Raw genomic sequence first — 21,606 nt, forward strand, 5'->3', positions numbered from 1 at the left:
TCTCACCCATTAGCATTTGATCCCATCTCGTAGGCGAACCACGGGTATTTGTACAGGGGAACCGTGGATGGGGGGATGCCGAGCTGGCGCACCGCAAATCCAGCGACGTCCGAGAACACCGGAGCGGCGACCTCTCCGCCGTACCCGGCCCCTGCGGGGTTGTATACGACGACGGCCACCGCGATCTGCGGGTCCTCCGCCGGAATGACACCGACGAAGGTTCCGACTCGCTTCGTCAGGTTGCCGTTCTCGTCGGCAACCTGGGCGGTACCCGTTTTACCGGCGATGTTGTAGCCTTCCACCCGGGCGTAATATCCGGTGGATTGCGGATCGGTTACCGCTTGCATCATCTGCAGCATAGTGTCCGCGCTGTCTTCCGAAATGACACGATGCGAGTCGCCGACAACCGTTGGCGTCTCCTGTCCATCCGGCGAGATGGTCGAATCGATGATATGCGCCGGAACGTAGACGCCACCGTTGCCGATAGTGGCTCCGATCTGAGCCAATTGCAGTGTCGTGGCGGCCCAGCCCTGTCCAAACATCGTTGTGTACCGGGTCCGGTTGTCCCAGGTGGTGTAGTCAGAGAGGATGCCGGCCGACTCTGCAGGCAGTTCAATGCCGGTTTTGGATCCCAGCCCAAACTCCGTCATGTAGTTGTAACGAGTTTCATCCGAGATGGTGTCACCAATCTGCACCAATCCCGTGTTGTACGACTTTGCGAGAACGCCTGCTACCGTCATATCTTCCGTGGCATGCCCGTCATTGTCGTGGATGGTTTCGCCACTGGACGTTGTAAAGGTGTCCGGGACGGTGAACAGTGATTCGGGGCTGACGGTCCCTGGTCGATCGTCGCCGAGAAGGTAACAAGTTTCCCGGTTGATCCCGGCTCTACCGGTGCCGACACCGCCCGCGAGCCCCATGAGTCCGCACTGCTCGCCGCCAGATTGGAGGGATCCGGGCTGCCCGAGTCAACAAGAGCTAGAACACGACCGGTACCGATTTCGATGACGACCGCAGCACCCCATTCGGCGCCGTTGTCCTGTACGGACTTGTTCACCGCTTCCAGCAACTCATTTTCCAGGTCACGATCAATGGTCAGTTTGACACTTGAGCCGTCAATCGCCGCCACTTCCGAACGCTGTCCATTGGGTAGTACCGCGCCGCCACCGGCAAGCTCGACGGAAAGCGAGCCGTCGGTGCCGGAGAGGATCTCGTTTTGAGAGCGTTCGATACCGGCCTGACCCGTCGGCTCAGCGCTTTCCTCCGTCTCCCCGACATAGCCGATGACGTTCCCCGCCACCGCACCATTCGGATACTCACGTTTCATGTACTGTTCCGGTTCGATACCGGCGATACCGAGTGAGTTGATCTCCCTCCATAGCTCGGGGAAATGTCCTTCCTAATGTAGACGAAGGTTGACTTCTGCTCGCCTCCCAGCAGAAGGCCACCGAGCTCGGCCTGATCCATGTCCAGAAGCGGTGCGAGCACCTCGGCAGCCGCAGCGGCACCGGTTCCGATCACGTTTCCGTCATCGTCATAGCGCACATAGTTGCCGATCAACTTTTGATTGACACCGACGTTATATCGCTCGATAGAAGTAGCCAGAACAGCACCGGAGGAGTCGAGAATGTCTCCACGCTTGGCATGCAAGGCGTAGGTGCGAGTACGGAAACTCGAGGCGGTGTCCGACAGTGTCGTGGCACGAACCACCTGTAGATCGACGAGCCGTGCCGTCAAAACGACCGCACACATCAGGAAAATGGTGGCGACAGAGCGAATACGCCGCACACTGATCGGCTGGCGCAGATAAGAGCGCCGCCACGAGTCAATTCCCGTCCGAATGCGTCCAGAGCCGGGATGCTTCGGGGTTGACCGTCGCTGCTGAGCCGACGAAGCCGCCATTTAGTTCCCTTCGGAATCAACGGGTGCGATAACACTTCCTGTCGCGAGATCCAGGTGTTGGATCTCAGTTGCTGGGACCAATCCTAGTTGCTTCGCCTTGGCCGTGAGACCTTGCGGAGTAGACACGTCCACCAATTCGTCCTGCAAGGTTGCCTCTTTTGCCGTCGCAGCGTTGATTTCTTGGTGCACCGACTGAATCTCGTACGCCGTCGAAACCAGCTGTGTGTTGAGGAAGAAGACCACGCCAAAGGCACCAAGGAACAGCGCCAGGCAGGCGATTACTGTTCCAACGAAGCCTCGCACGGGCGCCGGAGTTGGAACCAGTTCGAGGCTCGGCAGGCCTTGAACGACAGGGCGGGCCTCACTGCGAACAGATCGTGCCGGAGTGGCAGCCATTTTATCCTTCCTTCCTACTTAACTTCTCGGCAGCGCGTAGCCGCACTGAAGCACTGCGCGGGTTGGTCGTGATTTCGGTGACATCCGCTTTACTGGCACCGTGCGTCACGAGCCGCAGGTACGGCTCGTGTCCTGCCAGTTCGACCGGCAGCCCGCGCGGGGTACGTGAGGTGGCTCCTGCAGCAAAGGCGCGTTTGACAATTCGGTCTTCGAGCGACTGATAGGATTCCACGACGATACGGCCACCGATACGAAGGGCATCGATAGCGCGTGGAATGGCTCGCTCGAGGATGCTGAGCTCATCGTTCACGGCAATTCGCAGTGCTTGAAATGTCCGCTTGGCAGGATTGCCGCCTCGACGGCGGGCCGCTGCCGGAACGGCTGCTCGGACGATCTCAACGAGTTGTCCGGTACGTACGATGGCCTCGCGGTCTCGGGTGGCGACGACGCGCCCCGCAATTCGCGCCGCGAAGCGCTCCTCGCCATACTCCGTCAAGATACGCGTGAGCTCCTCATAGCTCGCGGTGGCGAGGATCTCGGCCGCAGTGCGACCACGCGTGGCATCCATCCGCATGTCAAGTGGAGCGTCGTGGGCGTAGGAGAATCCGCGTCCCACCTCATCGAGCTGGAGCGACGATACTCCAAGGTCCATGAGTACGCCGTCGACCCCATCCTGCGGACCGTAGGTTGCAGCAATGTCGTCGATGGCGTCATAGGTGCTTTGAACGGCCTGGAATCTATCCGCGAAGGATGCGAGACGTTGCAACGCCAACGCCACTGCTTCTCCATCACGATCAATACCGACTACTGTCAAATTGGAGAAGCGCTCGAGCAATGCCTGCGAATGCCCACCCAGCCCAAGTGTGGCATCGATAAGAACAGGATTGGCGCGTTCGCGCAGAGCCGGGGCAAGTAGATCGGCACAGGCATCCACCATGACAGGAGTGTGGAGAGCATTTCCCGCCGCGCGCGCCCCTTCAGGCATGGCAGACTCACCGCGCTCATCTGATTCCGCCACCGCCTGTGAATCACTGCTCGGGTTCACCGCTGCATTCACCTCCTACCTGCCTGCGGTCTATTCCGTGCCACTGAACGCCACCACGGCGCCCACCGTTGACTATCTGACCGTACGGCGGCCCGCCCTCTCCGCCCATCTGAAGCTGGGGAATTGCCTCAAAGTGGCGGAAGGGGACTGCCGCCCGGCTCAGAAGAGGCCCGGTATGACCTCTTCCTCGCGATCAGCAAACGCCGATTCTTGGTCAGTCAGATATGCGTTCCACGCCTGCTGGTCCCAGATCTCGACCCTGCTGCCAGCACCTATCACTGCCAGCTCCCTGGTCAGCCCGGCGTATGTGCGCAACACCGCCGGGATTGTGATCCTGCCCTGCTTGTCGGGAACCTCATCAACCGCACCCGAAAGAAAGACGCGAAGGTAAGAACGTGCTTCCTTCGACGTCAGTGGGGCTTGGCGCAACTGCTCCTGCATCCGTTCGAACTCGGAGAACGGAAAGACATAGAGGCAGTGCTCCTGGCCACGCGTCATCACCAACCCGCCTTGAAGCTGGTCACGATACTTGGCCGGCAGGATCAGGCGCCCCTTGTCATCGAGCCGCGGCTCATACGTTCCGAGGAACACCCGTCCACCTCCCCTGCGTTGACGTTGCACACCACTTTACTCCACATTGCTCCACCAGCAAGTTAGAAAAGGGTGTGTTCTATGAAGGAATCGCAGAAAGCATAAGACAAAAACGAGGTGGAGGGAAATTTCGCTCATGTCACGATAAGCGTATAGCTCAGGCCCACTCCTTGCCGAGCGCAAGCGTCAAGGTAACGGAAGGTCACGTTGGACAGTCGCCGTCAGGTGCGAACTTGACCGTGTAGCAGCTCGTCCCCTAACTCCGACTTCCATCCAGCGGGGCATACACTTGGCTACACGTATGGCGCGGCTGGTGAGGTCGGCCACGCCAACATTGCGCGTTGGTTGGGGCCTCCAGCGATCCATTCACGATCCCGGGAGCGGCACTCGCGGGAAATCAACCTGGAGCAGGAGCGCCGCACCACCACGTGCTCCGCCTGTCAGGCCAGGCTCTGCTCTTGCTCCGCTCATGGATTGCCATGTCGGGGATTTGGCCGATCAAAATCAGGTCGGCTCGTGCGCGAGTGTATCCGCATTCCATGCAGCACGGATGCCCGGTGCCCAGACGGGGGTGGGCAAGATGGGCAGGATGCCGAGCGGACAACAATCACGCGACCCAGGCCGGAAATGACAATGGTTTCCGGCCTGGGAAAGAAAGACAGTTGTGTGAAGGCAGCAGCCCTCAGCCCCGCTCGCGGCGGCGCTTCTCCCACTCCTCGGCTTGGCGCGCCATAAAGCCGCGACCACTCTTGGGTTTAGGCGATGGTTTGCTGGCAGCGTCCGCCGGATCGACCGGTCGTTCAACAATCCCCTCGGTGATGTACCAAGCGCCGCCAAACATCACGACGACTCCCAGCACACCAATGATCACCTGCTCCAAGGCAACACCGGCAACCAGCACGGCTATCCCGGCGACCAGCACCAAGAGCCCCAGGACGAGATGCCGGATTGAGAATTGGCGCGAAACACTCTCGGATGTTTGCTCCGGTTTGAGAGTATCCGCGAACGTCGGGTCCTCGTCTGCAAGCTGAGCTTCCAGCTCATCAAGCATCTTTCGTTCGTATTCGGACAGAGGCATGGCATCTCCTCATCGATCGCTGATACCTCCACAATAGCCGTTCGGAGGCATGCGGCGATAGTTTACATGTATCAGTCTCCGGCCGTCACCCTCACTCGCGGGATGACGGCTCCCACGGTCTTCGACTTGGTCATCGGCAAGTAGGCTCGCTGGACCGAGCGCTGATTCGCCAAACTTCTTACGAATACCGTCCATGGCGTTCTCGGCCTTGCCGCGTCGCGGGTCGTCGTCGAACGCCAGCTGGATTCCGCCTCGTGCACTCTGCAATCCCTCCGCACGTAGTCCCAGTAGCCGCAATCCCCCAGATGGAATCCGTACCTCACTGAAGAGCCGTTGCGCATGGTCATACAGATCTGCAGCTAGAGAGGTGGGCCGATCAAGCGTCACCGAACGAGTAATGGTTGTGAAGTCGGCGAAACGCACCTTGATGGCGACCGTCGCGGCAACAAGGCCGCGCTCACGCAGTCGCCGCGCGGTGTCATGGGCCTGCCGGAGCAGAACTCTTTCCATCGCCCTCCTGCCCTCAAGATACTCGAAGAAGGTCTCCTCTCGGCCTAGGGACTTCTCTTCACGGCTCGGCACCACGGGGCGCGGATCAATCCCCATCGACAGTTCATAGAGATGCTGCCCCGCAGCCTTCCCAAGCAAGCGAACTAACCGTGCCTCCCCCAGCGCAGCCAGGTCTCCCACGGTCTCCACCCCCTGCAACGCCAGTTTCTCGCGCGTTCGGTCACCGACGCCGCTGATGGTTCCGACCGGCAGGGAATGAAGGAAAGGCAACGTGGCATCGGCGGGAATCAACAACAGGCCATCCGGTTTGGCATGCGCTGATGCAATCTTTGCAACGTGCTTCGTGGCGGCTATCCCAATCGAGGCAGGAACGTTTTCTTGTTCACGGATAGAGCGCCGAAGGGACGTGGCAATTTGCACGGGCGAACCGAAGAGGCGGCGCGCACCCGAGACATCAAGGAAGGCCTCGTCCACCGAGACTTGCTCCATGCGCGGCGTAACCTCACGCAAGATCTCCATGATGCGACGCGACACCGCACGATAAACCGAACCTCGTGGCTGCAGCATGACCAGTTGCGGACAACGTCGGTAAGCCAGGCCTACCGGCATGGCAGAGTTCACCCCGAATTCGCGCGCCTCATAGGATGCGGCGGCAATTACTCCCCGTTCTTTGCCGCCGACGGCGACCGGTTTTCCACGCAGCTCAGGATGGTCGAGGAGCTCCACCGACACGAAAAAAGCATCCATATCCACGTGTAGAATGGGGGTGGCCGAGTCGTCATCGCCCCAGGAACGCCGTGCCTGGTCGGACCGCGGTGCTCGCGACATAGCTCCTCCCCAATACCGCGCACAGTTACTGTGCCGCTCTTTGATTGATGGATGGTCGGCTGCGCACGCTGCGCTTCTCTGATCGACCAGAACCAATCTCGTACCACCAGGGTACGCGGTACCTCCACCACATTGGCGTGCAAGTTGCCGTCCCACGCTCCCACGCAACGGAGTCGTCGGAACAGCCGCCTTGCCGCACCGCCTACGAGATTCGCTCCAATACCTATCGAGGACCGAAGGCAGTGCCGCTGGCTGAAAGGTTGCGCCCGGTTTGCTCATGGGTGTCCAACGGTACGCTCAGCGGACCCGAATGGGCCGCCAAGCGATCAGTCTGTGGATCACTGAGTGAGATAGGCTCTCAACCATGAGCAACCGAGCAGAACGTCACCGCCTACCACAGCATCCGGTGCGCACCGATTACGCCCTGGCGGAGGTCGAGTTAAGTCCCGACGGCTCGCTCGCCACGCTATTCCTCGATGGAGTCGAATCCTCGGCCCTGGACCTGAACCAACCGGATTACTTGGAGTTCGAGTACATGCAGCAGATGCGCGAACTCATTGACTCGCGGTTTCTTGCTGAACAGCCACTGCATGTACTACACCTCGGCGCTGCCGGTTGCGCCTTCCCACGCGCCCTGGAAGCCAGCCGCCCGAATTCGCGACAACTCGCCGTGGAGATCGATGGCGCCCTCGCCCGGCTGGCGCGCGAATGGTTCGATCTTCCCACGTCGCCCCGCTTGCGCATCCGCGTCGGTGAGGCGCGACAGGCCCTCGACACCACGCATGCCACCTGGGATGTTGTGGTCCGTGACGCATTCTCCAACCGGGATGTGCCAACGCGTCTACGTACAGCGGAGTGTGCGGTGCGTGCTCAGCACGTCCTCACGCCGGAGGGCATTTACCTTCTGAATTCCATCGCTTCGGCGGGGATAAGGCGGGTTGGAGAAGAGGCGCGCGCCTTATTCGCGGCTTTCGATCATGTCATTGCGATCACGGATCCGGCCGTGGTACGTGGCAGACATTTCGGCAACATCGTCCTGGCCGCATCCATGCAAGCATTCAATATCGCCGACGTGAGGCGCCGAGTGCACCGTCTTCCTTTGCCTACAACGGTTCTTACGGAGGATGATCTGCACCGGCGGGCGGAAGGTGCTCGACTACTGCAAGACCGTGATTTGGGCCTGGTCAGTAGCGGTCCGGCACAGAGGTGATTTCGCACGACGCCAACACCGGCAACCCGAGCACCTGCTGAAGGCTCGGCGTGTTGACCGGGCACTCGCAGCGGCGAGAGCTTCTGGCATGGTGGGCGGCAGCTGCGGCGAAACCCCGGCCGCAGTCACTAGCCGCCCGTCATGGCGCTAGGAGTGCGCCGACACTAGCAGCACTAGCCGCCGCCGTCGTTGCAGTCACTCGTCGCGATGCCACGAGTGACGCCCCCAACGACGTCGGCGCTGCTGGGATTGAGGCGTTGCTTGCTCTTGGCCGCGCGATTCCTTGTGTTGGTCCGTTGGTTCGGGCTGCTCAACGTCTGTTGACGTTTCCTGCTGCGCCGGAGACGGAGCGGCTTCACTCTCGGCAACACTGCCGGTATCCGCACCGGCGCCATCAGACCCCGACTCAACACCGGCATCGCCTGCTTCTTCGCCGCCAACGACGTCGTCATCCTGCGGTCCCGACGTGCCCGCGAGCGCGGTGTAACGGGCCGCGTCCTCGGAAGCCATTGCCGATGTGTACTCGGTGACCGGCGTGGTGAAATGGCCCTTCCCCTTCTGGGACCGTGATTCCCGGTACTCCGCAATGCGGCGGATCAAGCCTTGTGGATCGAATTGCATTTCCGGGCGATTAGCCTGTTCGGCGGCATCTGCCTGTGCCAAGAACTGCTCCGCAGCACGGCCGATCTCATCAACAGAGGGCACGGAGAGTTCGGCCTCCGGTGCCGTCACGAACCCCGGCGTGACGCCGTGCTCGTCATGCTCTTTCTCCAGGTTTCCAATGAGCACCGCTAGTTCTGCGTTCTCTTTGCCTAGTTCAGCCAGTGCCACGTTTTCGGCGCTGGCTTCCCGTTCGAGATCGCCCATCGGGAAACGAAGTCCGGAGAGACTGGAGACCATGGAAAGGGCGCCCGCGGCCCCGGCGGAGTAGCGGTTGCCGGTCAGGTAAAACGGAACGCGGACGGCCACATTCGTCGTCGTGATGCCCAGCTCGCCGGCGTGGTATTCGAAGTAGTCGGCAAAAGATGAAGGGAACCAGAAGTCAGCCTTGAGCACCGGCCGGTCGACTCCGGGGTCACTGGTACGGACGATCATATCCGCCGGTCGCGTATGCGGTGTTGCGGCCCCCACGGCGGTGAAGGAGTAGACGGACTGCACACTGAAGCGCTCGGCAAGATCAAGCATATCCGCAGTCAGCGAGTCCCATCTGAAGTCGGGCTCTGCCCCATGCATGTGTAGGAATGGGCGACCTTCAACGTCCTTGGCCACATGCACGGTCATGTGCTGACGAACCAGACCTGTCAGTTGCCCGTCACGGTAGTTGAGCATTGGGCGCTGAGCACGGTAGTCCAGCAGAGGATCGGTATCGAAGAGTGCCGCCACGTCTCCGTCAAGTGACCGGAGATTGCTTGAAACGAGAGATGGCACGGCACCGGCGTCGGTTACCGGATCCACCAGACTCATTACGAGAATGGGGATATTGTCCGGCTCAGTGCCCGGCGGGAATGAAATGAAATGTCCCATTGGCCAGCTCTTCCTCTCGTCTCGCCCTTCAAAACCATCGTGCCACATGCCTCCGACACCCCGCGGACCTACGGCTGTGGTTGTGCGCACGGCTGCGAGCCGTACACCTACCCGAGCCCGAAGCGCAGCAACAGGCTCCTTCATTCCGGAACGGCGTGACACCGGCACAATCACCCGAGCCCGCCGAGACCATCGGCACACGACCTCCGGGATCTCGATGCAGTTACGTACCCAGTCCATGAAGGCATGAACTCGGGCCTCAAAGAAGAGAACGCCGTCAGCCTTTCCGCCTTCCCGACGACGGCCACCCTACGCTAGGCGCGAACCTGATATCGGCCATGCTCGGTTGGCCAAACAGCAGGAGATATCGGATAATTGATAACCGCACTTTTGCGACGACCAGTTCAAGGAGGTCGCCCGTGACCAACGCAGAAGGCTCATCGCGGCAGCGTGCCCTTGATGAGGAACAGGCGTATGTCGACACCGCCTACGCGGCGCTCGATAGGCAACGTGCCGGTTATACTGATCGCCTGCGGGAAATCCGTGCCCAGTCCGGCCAGGAGAGCGCCGGGGCGCTATCCGAACGCGACTCCTTCGCTACGCACTATGAGGACAATCTCATCCGGCTGCGCAACGTCGAGAACCGCCTCGTTCTTGGGCGCCTTGACCTGCAGGGAGGGCACCTCGAACATATTGGCCGCATCGGATTGAAGAATGAGGCGCAGGACATTATCCTCCTCGACTGGCGTGCCCCACAGGCAGAACCGTTCTACCGTGCGACGGCGGTTCACCCAGGTGACGTTATTCGACGTCGCCACATCCTAACGCGCCTGCGCGAAGTCACTGCCGTTGAAGATGAGCTGCTGGATTCTGACTCTTCGGCAGACGACGGCCTGAATCTCACCGGCGAGGCTGCCCTGATGGCCGCTATGAGTCAGTCCCGCGACGGGAAGATGACGGATATCGTCGCCACTATTCAGGCCGAACAAGACAGGATCATTCGGGACGATCTTGGTGGAGTCCTTGTTGTACAAGGTGGACCGGGGACCGGAAAGACCGCCGTGGCCTTGCACCGAGCCGCTTACCTCCTGTATGCGAATCGAGAGCATCTTTCCCGCTCCGGCATTTTGGTTATCGGCCCGTCCCCGGTGTTTCTTCGCTATATCGACCAAGTCCTGCCGGCTCTCGGAGAGTCAGACGTCGTCTCAACCACAATTGAGGGGCTGCTTCCGGGCGTGCGAGTCACCGCAAGCGACTCCGCTGAAGCAGCGGAGATCAAAGGCCGCTTGGCCTGGCGAGAAATTTGCCGCCGCGCCGTCCGGGAATTACTCGAGCGACCGCTCGCATCAACAGTGCGTTTCACGATTGACGGCGTTGCTGTGCGCTTGACTCCACAGGACGTGGATGCCGCGCAACGGCGCGCTCGTCGTGGAGGGCGCACGCATAACGAGGCACGCGATACCTACGCTCGCCAACTCGTTGAACTCCTCGCACAGCAAGTTGCGGAGGGGCGCGAATTGTCGTTGGCCGACAACGAGTGGATTGTTGGCGACGTCGCGGCAAGTGTTGACGCACGCCGCGAAATCAACCTGCGCTGGCTGCCGTCGTCGCCAACCCAACTATTGGAACGGCTGTTGGATAACCCGGCATTGCTCGCATCGATAGCTCCGCAGTTGAGCGAATCCGACCTGGCGGCAATCGCACGGCCCAAAGGCAGCGGCTTCACCGCCGCCGATATCGCAATTCTTGACGAGATGGCCGAGTATCTGGGTCCGTTCCAAGACAACTTCGAACGTCGGCAGCGTGCCGCCGCCGAGGCCCGTAATGCGGAGTTGTCCCAGTACGTCGCACAAACAATGTCCGCCATGAACCTGGGAGGCGGAATCGTCAGTGAGGCGGCTCTTACTGAACGCATGGCCGATACCGGGCCCACCCAGACGCTGGCGGAACGTGCAGCCGCGGATCGCTCGTGGACGTACGGGCACGTCGTCGTCGACGAAGCGCAGGAACTCTCCCCTATGCAGTGGGAAATGCTCCTCCGCCGCTGTCCGAGCCGATCGATGACTCTTGTCGGCGATCTCGATCAACGGCCCGCGGGTGCGCCACGAGAGGGGTGGAAGGAATTACTGGGCCGTTTGGGTGATCGACTTCGTGAGGAGCCTCTGACAATCTCCTACCGAACGCCTGCCACAGTGCTTAGTGCCGCCGGACGTACTCTCGCCGCCTCCGGTAAACCGGTGCGCGACGTGCGTGCGGCGCGAGACCTACCCGGCAGTTTAGAGACGGAACGAGCGACGACGGAGGAGCGAGATACGGCCGTCGTCACCGCTGTCCAGCGCCTGTGCCGCGAGCTTGATGCCGAGGTGGGTTCGGGGGCACACTCGGTGTTATTGCCCCGCAGCACCGTGTTGCTGCCATCCGCGATGCTCTCGCCGCCGCGCCTGAGTTGGCAGAATGGAGTCTCGACCGAGACGGAAGTGAGGTCTCTTCCCGTATCCATGTCCTTGACCCACTGCAGGCGAAGGGACTCGAATACGACGTTGTGGTGCTTGTTGAACCGCAGGAGATTCTGGCCGACGGGCCGGGGCATCTGTACGTGGCGATGACACGGCCCACTCGGAAGCTGTGCATCGTGCACACCGGGGAACTGCCAGAAGGACTGGCGGAAGCCGAGGATGCGAGCGGCTCACAACAAGCAGACTCTTGCGTTCAGAGGGCGTGATATGCCGCAGGGGATCTATCGTTGTATGCTTCCGAGAACTATCCTCTCGGGTAGTCCCAGAGTCCGGGCCAATTTGGCGCGTCTTTTGAAGAACGGTGATAGTTAAGAAGTGGTACGCATCCTTCTCCTCGAAAACCCACACGGCTCGGCCAATGAGGTCTTTGAACGCGCCAATGCCGAGGTCGTACGCGTAAACGGCGCCCTGCAAGGTCAGGAGCTTATCGACGCTTTGCAAGGCGTCGATATGCTCGGGATTAGATCGAAGACCAACGTGACCCGCGAGGTGCTTGAGGCCTGTCCGCAGCTGACCGCGATCGGCGCCTTCTGCATAGGCACGAATCAGATTGATCTCGGCGAGGCTTCTCGGAGGGGAATTTCCGTCTTCAACGCGCCTTACGCCAATACACGCTCCGTCGTTGAGTTGGCGGTGGCCGAGGCGATTGCACTAACCCGTCATATCCCCGAGCGCAACCGCGCTCTGCACGAACGCCGCTGGGAGAAAACGGCGAACGGTGCACACGAAGTACGCGGTAAGACTCTTGGCATAGTCGGTTATGGCGCGATTGGAACCCAGCTTTCGGTGCTGGCGGAGGCCTTGGGGCTGCGGGTCGTTTTCTTCGACATTGCCGAACGCCTTGCCATCGGCAATGCGAAACGCGTACGTAGCCTCGACGAACTGCTGCATCAATCCGATATCGTCTCAATCCATGTTGACGGCCGAGCATCGAATCGCGGCTTCTTCGGACGGCATGAACTGGAGCAGATGCGAGATGGAGCGATCCTTATCAATCTGTCACGCGGATTCGTCCTCGACATCGATGCCTTGAGCGAACACCTGCAAAGCGGGCATCTCGCAGGAGCGGCTGTGGACGTGTTCCCGAGCGAACCGGATGCCAACGGCGAGCCTTTCGACTCCCCACTGATTGGTTTTGACAATGTCATCCTGACGCCGCATATCGGTGGTTCCACACTTGAGGCTCAGGAATCCATTGGATACTTCGTGGCAGGGAAGCTCATGACCTACTGGCGCAAGGGCTCAACCGAGCTTTCAGTTAACCTGCCGAATATCGACTCCTCCCCCGACGAGTCTTCGCTCTACCGCGTGGCCTGGATTCATCGCAATACGCCGGGAGCATTGGCACAGGTCAACCAGATCTTCGCGGATAACGGTGCCAATGTTGATACGCAGATCTTGGCGACGTCCGGAGAAATCGGCTACATGGTCACCGATATTTCCTCCGAGATTCCGGCCGATGCCGTCCGCACATTGGAGGCCTCACCGCGTAACATCCGCTTACGGGTTCTACGCCGTGATCACTGAGCAGATTTCCGCTGCGTAGCATCCGAACCGTGTAACGTGAGAGTTCCACTACGGCGACTCGCCCGGCTCGGAACACGAGCGATCCGAGCCGCGTAACGTGTGGATTCCACGCTGTAGTCGCTGCGTGACCGCACAAGTGGTGCGGACGGCCAGTTTATTGTTGTTGTCCGTTTTCGCGGGGTGGCCGCCAGTACAGCAGGGGCCGGGAGAACATTTCACGACGGGTAGCCTCCTCGGCCTCACGCCGCTGCCGCTCGCGCACACTCTCCGCGCCGTGACGGCTCAACCACACCGCATCCAAACGCTTAAGCGCTTCCTCCCGGCGACGCTCCTCTTCCTGCGGATCCGGAACCTCCCGACCACGCAAAGCAAACCGAACCTCCGGACTCCACTTCCGCTCCCGCTCATCCCGCTTCTTACGACCAGCACCACGCGCACCCCCGGTACCACGCACACCAGACTGCTGCACCTGACCGCCGCGAACACCCGTTCCACGGCCAGTCCCAGCACGACCACCAGCAGGCTGTCCACCACGAACACCGGTTCCACGGTCACCCTGGGCTTGGCCACCCCGGACGCCGCCCGCACCAGCCCCACGGCCATTAGCGGCTTGTCCGCCCCGCGCACCACCGGTGCCACGCATACCGGCCTGTTGTGCCTGCCCGCCGCGCACACCCGTGCCTCGTGTCCCGGCCCCGGTTCCTCGCGTCCCGGTGCCTTGTTGGGGTTGGCCTGATAAGGGGATACGGGTGGGACGCATACCCATCTGCTGCGCATTACTCCACCGCACACCAGATGCCGCACCACGGGCCAACCCCGCCGCACCAGCCGCAGCCCCGGCCGCCCCAGCAACACCAGCACCACTGCCCGTAGGGTTGTTGTTGTCTTGGAAGGAGAGGCGTCCGGCTTCCCGGACCCGGTCCATCAAATCCCCTCCACCCGGACCATACAAGTAGCGTGCCTCCGCGGAATCTGCTCGGATCATCCTGCCTTGTGGAGTACCCACCATGCCCTCCACACGCTCACCCGCATACCACGAAAACATCCACGCCAAACTCCCAGAAACACCCACACCCGCCGCAACCGCACCCACCGACGGAACAACAGACCCACCACCATCCGACACGTCCACATCCGGGTCCGTGTCTGTCGGGCGGCCCTCCGCCAACGCCGCCGCATACGACGCCCCACCATCAGACGGTAGACCCGTCACCGACGAATCCACACCAGACAACGACGGCGAGGGCGTGTAGGTCACATAAGAACGCGGCTCGGACTTCTCCGAGCGAGGCAGCATACGAATCGCACGATCCACCTCCTCACCCACATAATCCACCATCCGCCCAGCCCGCTCCTCATACCCACTATCCCGGGCCTCATGCGCCTGATGAGCATGGTCCAACTGCCCCGTCACATCCGGATTCACCGTCGCAACACCATTAAGCATCCCCGACTGCGCCGCATACGCCGCATCCGACGATGTCGTATCCGCACTAATCTCCTCATGCGCCGCCCGAGCCTCTTCCGCTGCATCCGCAATCACTTCAGCCGACTTACTCATCGCTTCTATGTCGTCGGCATGCTGTCCCATCCGTTGCCGGATACCGTCCATTGAGCTCCGAAACGCTTCACCCGCCGCGCCACGAATCCCTAAATCATCCGGATTCATCCGCCGAGCAATCGTGCCCCGCAAATCCTCAAAACCACGACTCACCTTATCGTAAATACGCGCGAGATCCCGGGCTTCCTCCGGATCAAATGTCGCGATCTCCGCTAATGTGTCTCGCTGCTCATGACTAGCCATGATGCTGTCCTCTCTCCTCACGTTCCAGTTAGGGTTGTACTCGGTGAGCGCCCCACTACTCAGAACAGAATCGGCTGTGATATCGCCGACTCTACCGGTGAAACGGCCATCTGTCTACAACGAATAACGACACGCACTCCCTCACCAGAACCACATCCCAACGCGTTTGCGCAGGTCACACCACGTGCCGCGGTCATATGCGCCTGTGAAGACTTGTCGGAAACTGCAGATCGTGACCAGATCTGCAACAATCAACGACAAGACAACCGACAGCACACAAAGAGAGCGGAGACCCATGACCACCACACCACCAGCCCCGAACAGCAATTCGTCCGACCCGACTGGGGGTGCTACCACCCCACGTCGGCGGGGCCTGCCAGGCTGGGCCTGGGCGGCCATCGGCGCCCTAGTCGTCATCGGGGTGGTGGTCGCCGGGGTCATGATCGCCGGACGCAACCACGCAACACCCACGCCCGCCCCCGGTGGTAACACGACCAGCCCCACCCACGCGCCGATCACGACTACGCCGGAGCCAACGGCCTCGCCGACGCCTGGGGAGACGCAGATCGGGGAGTGGAGCGTGGAAATCTTAGAATACAAGGCAGACGTCACCGACTACCTTGCAAACGCGGACCCACCCGTAACTCCCTCTATCGAGGGGCACCGGTTCCTCGGCATCAAACTCCGCGTCACCAACACCGGAGAACGAGCAGACCCCTACCTCCACCTCGCCGAACGCCTACGCGGAACCACCAACGGACACCCCCTCTACGAACCCTACCAAGTGAACGTTACCCGCTACCGCGGAGACGACTCCCTCGCCGGAGTCCCACGCCTGGAGACCGGCGAGTCCGGAGAAGGCTGGCTCTTCTACCAAGTCCGCGGCGACTTCGAACTCACCGGCATCGACATGCGCGACGAACGCGACCGCGACAACCCCACCCTCTGGACCGAAGTCCCCTACCCACAACCCACCAACACCACACCCACACCAACCGGCACCCGATAAGCTGGTCGGCTCGACCCTGGATACCCGCACTCGACTCATGAAAACTCCGTCAAATCCGGGAATGTCCGTTCGAGGAACCGCACCGCCGACCATGAGAGCCGCTGGACCATTCGGTAGGCAGAGGTGCTTCATACCACACATCGCCGTATTACACCATGGGTATCATTCCCCTGTGGATTAGCTAGACCTGGGAGCCATCTCCAAATACAGTGTGGCGTGTTACCTCCTCAGGTGCTAATGCTACAGAAGGGACCCGCTCACATGACTGACGAACTACTGCAATTCGATCCTGCTCTGGCAGGCATTGCCCGAAACAAGAACTGGAACGATTCCCAGACCTTTGTGAACATCGCGGCTGGGTATGGGAGAATTCGCGAGTCGTGCCCCGATATCGCGGATCTGATCGTAGAGACGACTGCCGCTCTCAGCGAGGTATGCGACTACGTCGCTGACCTCATGCAACAGGCATGCCTCGAGTTCTCCGATTCTGCAGGCGTACTCGGCTCAGGCGTTCAGGCTGCCATCGTGAACTACGACCAAGCCGAGCAAGACGCCGTCGACAACTTCGAAGTCGGCGGCGAATTCGACTTCATGAACAGCTAACTCTGAAGCAAAGGAACTCACCATGACTTGGTCTCCGGTACCGGCAGAGACGGCGCTGCCAAAACCCGCGAATAAAGTCGAGAAAATCAGGGATATCGGCATTGCCTTTGACGGCGCTGCGGGGGCGATGAGCGAGACCCAGATAGTTGGGCAGGGCGCTGCCGTCGAAGGATGGGGGGGAACTGCTGGCACAGCGAATGCGGGCGCGGCGCAAGCCCTGCAGTCCGCAGTTCAAAGTGCGGTGAGCGCGCAGGTCGCTATCAAGCCCGTTCTCAACAACTACGCCGATGAACTCTCCACAGCTATCGGTCGAATCGAGGCAGCACAAGAGCAGTGGGACGCAGCTATCACCGCCCGAACAGCCGCGATCAACGAACTCACCGCGCCCGGAACCAACCGAATCCGCAGCGATGAACTTGATCCCGACTCGATCAACCCGCTTATAGAGAGTGCTAACACCCGATGTGCAGAAGACCAGGCAACTGCACGCGCAAACTACGACTCCGCCCTAGCAGAGTTGAATCTAGTGGCGCAGTCCACGACAACCGCGATCTCCGCCTGGGCAGACCGCTTCGTCCCGAAGGGACGCGTGATTGGTGCCGACGGTGAGTCTGTTGACCGGGATCGGCTCTCACTCGCGTGCTTCGGAACTGAGGACAATGTGCTCGGCACGGAGGCAAACTGGACATATGCGAATTCGGAGGCGATGCGGGCTGCGGACTTCTTCCAAGAGGGTGACATCACGGAAGCGGAGCTCCATGAGTTTCTTGAGGAGTACGGCGATGACTTCGATAACCCGTTCTTTGCTAACGCGCTAGCAGCCCGCGTATCGCCCGACCAGATGATTGGCGTGCTACAGCAGGTGGACTCCTCCTGGGATGGTGCTTCTGAGTTCAACGCTGGGGTCGGTACACTTATTGTTCTAGCAACAGGCGGAGTTGACACCTCCTGCAAGGAACTGGGAGCTTGGCAAGCAGGTTCCAACGGTCTGCGCATTAACGGCAAGACCCTTGTCTATCGACAGCTCCAGTTCGCTGGGCAACTGAAGGGGGTCGGCAACGCCGTCTACATGGACGGGAACAAGTACTCGTCGATGTCAGCGGCAGAGGCAGATCAAGGGCTACTGCCGTGGACGAAGCACGACCCGTCTTATGGATACGAGTGGATTGGCTCCGCTTTCGCCGCCGCAGGCGAGAACGAGTCGTTGGTCATTGGAGATGTGTTCCTCAATGGGCGAAGCGACAGCGATATATCGGTTGCCGATGACTTGCTCAGATGGGATAACAGCTCCTTGGAAACCGACAAGCACGGGCTTGACCCGGGCGGTTTCCTGGGCGAGGCGCAGTCTGGCGACGGAGTATACGCCCTGCTGAACCTGATGGATGAACCCACTGGCGGAACAGCGGATCCAGCCGCACTGGAAGAAGTTAACCACAACCGTATCGCCTCCAATCAGAAGTTCTTGGCCAGTGACAGTCTCATCTCCATTGATGACGGCGACGGCTCACGGAGACCCTTGGGAACCACCGAGTACCTTGTCGGGCATAGATCGGTGCCAGGGGACACCTTCAATGACTATGGCAACCAAGGCATTCCGATCACCACCTACGCCACACCTTACGAGTACCCCGATCAGGGGGATCTCCTTGGAAACGTCATCTACGAATCGACACGAGATCTGGATAATCCAGACTCGTATGCCATCATTCATCATTATCTTCAGGGCTACTGCGACGGGCTTGCCGCCGACTACCAACCCGCAGGCTGGATCGGTGACGCTGCCGGGCAGGACACCTTCGGCTACGCCAATCGCGGTCTTCGCGCTCACGGAGGGGAGATACTCGCACCCTATATGGATGACATCAGCCGAGAACTCAATGATCCGAATGGTAGGGACGGAGGCGAGATCGTTCTTGAGAGCGATGACGGGTACAAGCTGCAATTGACAGCAGAACTCCGCAATCAGTTGATTGCCATGGGAAATACGGACTCTCCTGGACTCTTCGCCGACCTGAGCTTCGACACAGATACGTCCAACGGCAGAATGCCATCGCTTGCCACTTTGGCAGAGGCCAATGACATGTTCTGCCAGCGAGACCTGACTGCGGCTATGAATGGTTGGCCCGGCAGCGCCGGTGTTCACAATGTTCTCGCCCAATACACCACTGGTTTCGTTGTCATTGAACGCGCGGAATACGCCGATGATATCCAACTCGCTAGGTCATCGGATTCCGTCAATAACGCTATCAAGGGTCTGATTCTTGATGGCGCTGGCTATTTTTCCTTCAGTAAGGTCGGTCCAGGGATGGACGTGCTCGATATACCTTCAAATGGAGGACCGCAAGAACTCATAGACAGCCTGCTACCTGAATCGAATAGTGAGTACATCGTCGCCGAGGTACGCGATAACAGCGACTCGCTGACTACGAGCCTCATGGAGGATCGCTACCTCAACTGCTATGCAGACTATCTCAATACTCAGCCTGACCTATTGGAGGAGGCAGCAGCAAGTCCTGCCTCCCTTCACTTTATGGAAGATGGCAGGATAAAAGACTATACGGACATGAGCGCCTCGGAGCAGCAGTATTTCTCCGACTGGGCAGCTCAAATGCCTTTGCCGGACGTCGTCGGTAACAGCAGTAGTGCTGCGAATATCATCGACGGCGAAGCAACCACAGCAAAGTCGAACATCGACAGCGCGTCGAATCGCAGGTGAACCAGCAATGAATCCCACTCGTCCTTGTCTGCCCCGCGGGCTGCCGCGAAGAGCCCCAATTCAGCACTAGAGAACCGTTTCCGTTGAAAGGCCAAGATGAAAACTTCCGTGTCACTGTTTCGTTTTTGGGGTGTGTTTGTTGTGGTGGCGGTGGTGGTGGTTTGTGTGGGTGTGGTGTGTGTGGGTGGGGTGGGGTTGTCTGGTCGGTCCTCTGCTGCGTGTACGGGTCTGGTGGACGGGAGTGTGTCCTCGTGGCAGGAGGCTGACCGGTTAGCCAAGGACGCGGCAGGTTTCTTCACCGACGACGACGTCGACCAGGCCGAGGTACAGGCCTTCGTCACGCAGTACGGTGCCCTGTTCTCCAACCACTACTTCGCCAACGCCCTGACCAGCCACGTCACTATCGACCAACTCGTCACCACCCTGCAACACACCAAGGCCTCCTGGACCTGTGGCAGTGAACTCAACGCCGGTATCGGAACCATCATCACCCTGGCCACCGGCGGCACCAACACCGCCGATCCCGCCCTTACCGCCTGGCAGCACGACCACGACACCATCACCATCAACGGCCAGCCCCTCACCGACCACCAAGCCCACACCGCTGAACAAGTCCGCACCGTCGGCACCACCGTCTACCTCAAAGACAAACCATACGCCTCCTTAACCGACGCAGAAGACCACCAGAGCATCATCCCCTGGACCAAAGGAACCCCCACCTACGGATACGAATGGATCGGCTCCGCCCTCACCGCCGCAGCCACCACCAACCCCTACCTACACATCGGCCCCATCTTCCTGACCGGAACCACCTACACCACCACCGACGCCACCACCATCCCCGGCCCCAACGAACCCATCTCCCCCACCCTCGACTCCACCGCCACCCACCTCCTCCTCTGGGACCACACCACCCTCCAGACCACACGCCAAGCCTACGACCCCGGCCACTTCCTCACCGACCCCACCACCGGCGACCCCATCTACGCCCTCCTCAACCTCGCCGACGAACCCGCCACACCACCACACACCACCAACACCACCGCCGCCACACAAATCACCGCCGATAACACCGCCGCCACCCGCCACTTCCTGGCAAGCTACAGCCTGATCACCATCACCCACCCCAACCGCACCTACCCCGCAACCAAACAACTCCGCACCATCGAATACCTCGTCGCCCACCGCTACACCCCCGGCAGCACCACAAACCCCACACCCGGCCTTACCAACGCCCTGCCCACCACCACACCCGACCACATCATCCCCTACCCCGACCACGGCAACCAGCTCGGCCTCATCATCACCCAAACCACCCGCAACACCCAAGCCCCCGACTCCTACACCATCATCCGCGACTACCTCCAGGCCTACTGCGACGGCCTCGCCCACAACTACGGACCCACCATCACCATCGGCCCCGGCAAAAACCAAACCCCCTACGGCTACACCAACCGCAACCTCAGAACCCACACCGGAAACATCCTCCACCCATACGCCAGCCACATCGCAGACATGATGAACCATGCAGGCGGTGCACCCGACGACCTCACCTACATCGGCCGCTCAGAACACAGCTTCACACTGCTGCCCACCTATACTCTCAAGAATCAACTGATTGGTCGTGTTGACGAATATCCCGGCTTCTTCACCGACCTCGCCTACGACACCAACACAACCAACGGCAGAACCCCCTCCCTCCAACACTTCACCCAAGCCACCAACACCACCTACCTGAGAGACTTACATCGAGCGATGGACGGACAAACAGAAACCAACGTCGAGAACACAGTCATGCGCTACGTCCCCCTCTTCGTCACACTCAACCACGCCACCACAGGCAACACCGAAACACCAAACAAAAGTGACCTAGAGACACAGATCTGGGATCTATACGGACAGGCATACAGCGAATGGGCCAACAACAACCCAGAGGCGTTACCCGCAGACGACAGCGGCTACGGGGCTTCCTTCATGGAGAACGGACGCATCATCGACTATACGGACATGGACGGGACACAGCTTTCGAACTACTTTGCCTGGATGCGCGAGCAGCCCATCCCCCAAAGCCCCAGCCGCGGCAATGAAGACATACGTACAGAACTGTCCACAAGGGTGAATACTCGCATTTCGGCATTCGAAGAAATGTACAACGGCAGACGGCGCGCAGATTCACCGCGTCAGTGGCTCACAAACGACAGCCTAGCCTTCATTCATCTAGCCGCAATCCTAGTGGTAACAACCGCACTCATCCACGACAACAGGCAGAAAAGGAGCCGCGCGTAAACGCAAATGCCAGCTGTCCAGAACCATGAAACCACACCCCAATCCCACTACCGATAAAGGG

The 21,606-nt window shown here is 60.2% G+C and carries 17 protein-coding genes; 7 read left to right on the plus strand and 10 right to left on the minus strand.

Annotated features, from left to right (window positions below; genetic code table 11):
• Positions 1-2: 2 nt before the first annotated feature.
• The 8 genes from DDD63_RS12890 to dinB all read right to left on the minus strand — a co-directional run bounded on the left by DDD63_RS12890 (position 3) and on the right by dinB (position 6,350).
• A complete protein-coding gene (locus DDD63_RS12890) occupies positions 3-818 on the minus strand; it encodes a penicillin-binding transpeptidase domain-containing protein (protein ID WP_240611480.1) in 816 nt (271 codons plus the stop codon).
• Positions 737-1,327, minus strand: a complete 591-nt coding sequence (locus tag DDD63_RS12895) for a penicillin-binding transpeptidase domain-containing protein (RefSeq protein WP_240611210.1) — start codon at positions 1,325-1,327, stop codon at positions 737-739. The genes DDD63_RS12890 and DDD63_RS12895 overlap by 82 nt, the downstream gene beginning before the upstream one ends.
• Positions 1,324-1,902, minus strand: coding sequence for a hypothetical protein (locus DDD63_RS12900; RefSeq protein ID WP_240611211.1), 579 nt, complete (start codon positions 1,900-1,902; stop codon positions 1,324-1,326). Before DDD63_RS12900 ends, DDD63_RS12895 begins: the two co-directional genes overlap by 4 nt.
• Positions 1,903-2,298 (minus strand): hypothetical protein, encoded by a 396-nt coding sequence (locus DDD63_RS07365; RefSeq protein WP_108715827.1) that lies wholly within the window; start codon positions 2,296-2,298, stop codon positions 1,903-1,905.
• 1 nt (position 2,299) lies between these two features.
• On the minus strand, positions 2,300-3,283 hold the full coding sequence (gene rsmH / locus DDD63_RS07370) for a 16S rRNA (cytosine(1402)-N(4))-methyltransferase RsmH (RefSeq protein ID WP_108716687.1): 984 nt from the start codon (positions 3,281-3,283) through the stop codon (positions 2,300-2,302).
• A 219-nt stretch (positions 3,284-3,502) separates the two neighbouring features.
• Positions 3,503-3,934: a division/cell wall cluster transcriptional repressor MraZ gene (mraZ, locus tag DDD63_RS07375; RefSeq protein WP_108715828.1), complete on the minus strand. Its 432-nt coding sequence runs from the start codon at positions 3,932-3,934 to the stop codon at positions 3,503-3,505.
• A 682-nt stretch (positions 3,935-4,616) separates the two neighbouring features.
• Complete coding sequence (locus tag DDD63_RS07380; RefSeq protein ID WP_108715829.1) at positions 4,617-5,012, minus strand: DUF3040 domain-containing protein; 396 nt, start codon at positions 5,010-5,012, stop codon at positions 4,617-4,619.
• 9 nt (positions 5,013-5,021) lie between these two features.
• On the minus strand, positions 5,022-6,350 hold the full coding sequence (gene dinB, locus DDD63_RS07385) for a DNA polymerase IV (RefSeq protein WP_108715830.1): 1,329 nt from the start codon (positions 6,348-6,350) through the stop codon (positions 5,022-5,024).
• 364 nt (positions 6,351-6,714) lie between these two features.
• Between dinB and DDD63_RS07390 the strand changes: the two genes are divergently transcribed.
• On the plus strand, positions 6,715-7,560 hold the full coding sequence (locus DDD63_RS07390; protein WP_108715831.1) for a fused MFS/spermidine synthase: 846 nt from the start codon (positions 6,715-6,717) through the stop codon (positions 7,558-7,560).
• Positions 7,561-7,755: 195 nt separating this feature from the next.
• On the opposite strand, the gene DDD63_RS07395 is transcribed toward DDD63_RS07390, so the two are convergent.
• A complete protein-coding gene (locus DDD63_RS07395; protein WP_164505489.1) occupies positions 7,756-9,084 on the minus strand; it encodes a PAC2 family protein in 1,329 nt (442 codons plus the stop codon).
• 419 nt (positions 9,085-9,503) lie between these two features.
• Between DDD63_RS07395 and DDD63_RS07400 the strand changes: the two genes are divergently transcribed.
• Together DDD63_RS07400 and serA are read left to right on the plus strand one after the other, a co-directional pair.
• Complete coding sequence (locus DDD63_RS07400; RefSeq protein WP_240611212.1) at positions 9,504-11,690, plus strand: UvrD-helicase domain-containing protein; 2,187 nt, start codon at positions 9,504-9,506, stop codon at positions 11,688-11,690.
• Between the two features lie 225 nt (positions 11,691-11,915).
• Complete coding sequence (gene serA / locus DDD63_RS07405; RefSeq protein ID WP_108715833.1) at positions 11,916-13,127, plus strand: phosphoglycerate dehydrogenase; 1,212 nt, start codon at positions 11,916-11,918, stop codon at positions 13,125-13,127.
• Between the two features lie 154 nt (positions 13,128-13,281).
• Here serA and DDD63_RS07410 read toward each other — a convergent pair whose 3' ends face one another.
• Positions 13,282-14,931, minus strand: a complete 1,650-nt coding sequence (locus tag DDD63_RS07410; protein ID WP_108715834.1) for a hypothetical protein — start codon at positions 14,929-14,931, stop codon at positions 13,282-13,284.
• Positions 14,932-15,226: 295 nt separating this feature from the next.
• Between DDD63_RS07410 and DDD63_RS07415 the strand changes: the two genes are divergently transcribed.
• The 4 genes from DDD63_RS07415 to DDD63_RS13195 all read left to right on the plus strand — a co-directional run bounded on the left by DDD63_RS07415 (position 15,227) and on the right by DDD63_RS13195 (position 21,545).
• Positions 15,227-15,940, plus strand: a complete 714-nt coding sequence (locus DDD63_RS07415) for a hypothetical protein (RefSeq protein WP_108715835.1) — start codon at positions 15,227-15,229, stop codon at positions 15,938-15,940.
• Between the two features lie 261 nt (positions 15,941-16,201).
• A complete protein-coding gene (locus DDD63_RS07420) occupies positions 16,202-16,543 on the plus strand; it encodes a hypothetical protein (RefSeq protein WP_108715836.1) in 342 nt (113 codons plus the stop codon).
• A gap of 22 nt (positions 16,544-16,565) precedes the next feature.
• The gene (locus DDD63_RS07425; protein WP_108715837.1) at positions 16,566-19,259 is read left to right on the plus strand and encodes a hypothetical protein; all 2,694 of its coding nucleotides are present in this window, start codon (positions 16,566-16,568) and stop codon (positions 19,257-19,259) included.
• Positions 19,260-19,355: 96 nt separating this feature from the next.
• Positions 19,356-21,545: a hypothetical protein gene (locus DDD63_RS13195; RefSeq protein WP_164505490.1), complete on the plus strand. Its 2,190-nt coding sequence runs from the start codon at positions 19,356-19,358 to the stop codon at positions 21,543-21,545.
• The last annotated feature ends 61 nt before the right edge of the window (positions 21,546-21,606 follow it).

Origin of the sequence: Actinobaculum sp. 313, assembly GCF_003073475.1 — a bacterium.
Taxonomy (GTDB): domain Bacteria; phylum Actinomycetota; class Actinomycetes; order Actinomycetales; family Actinomycetaceae; genus Asp313.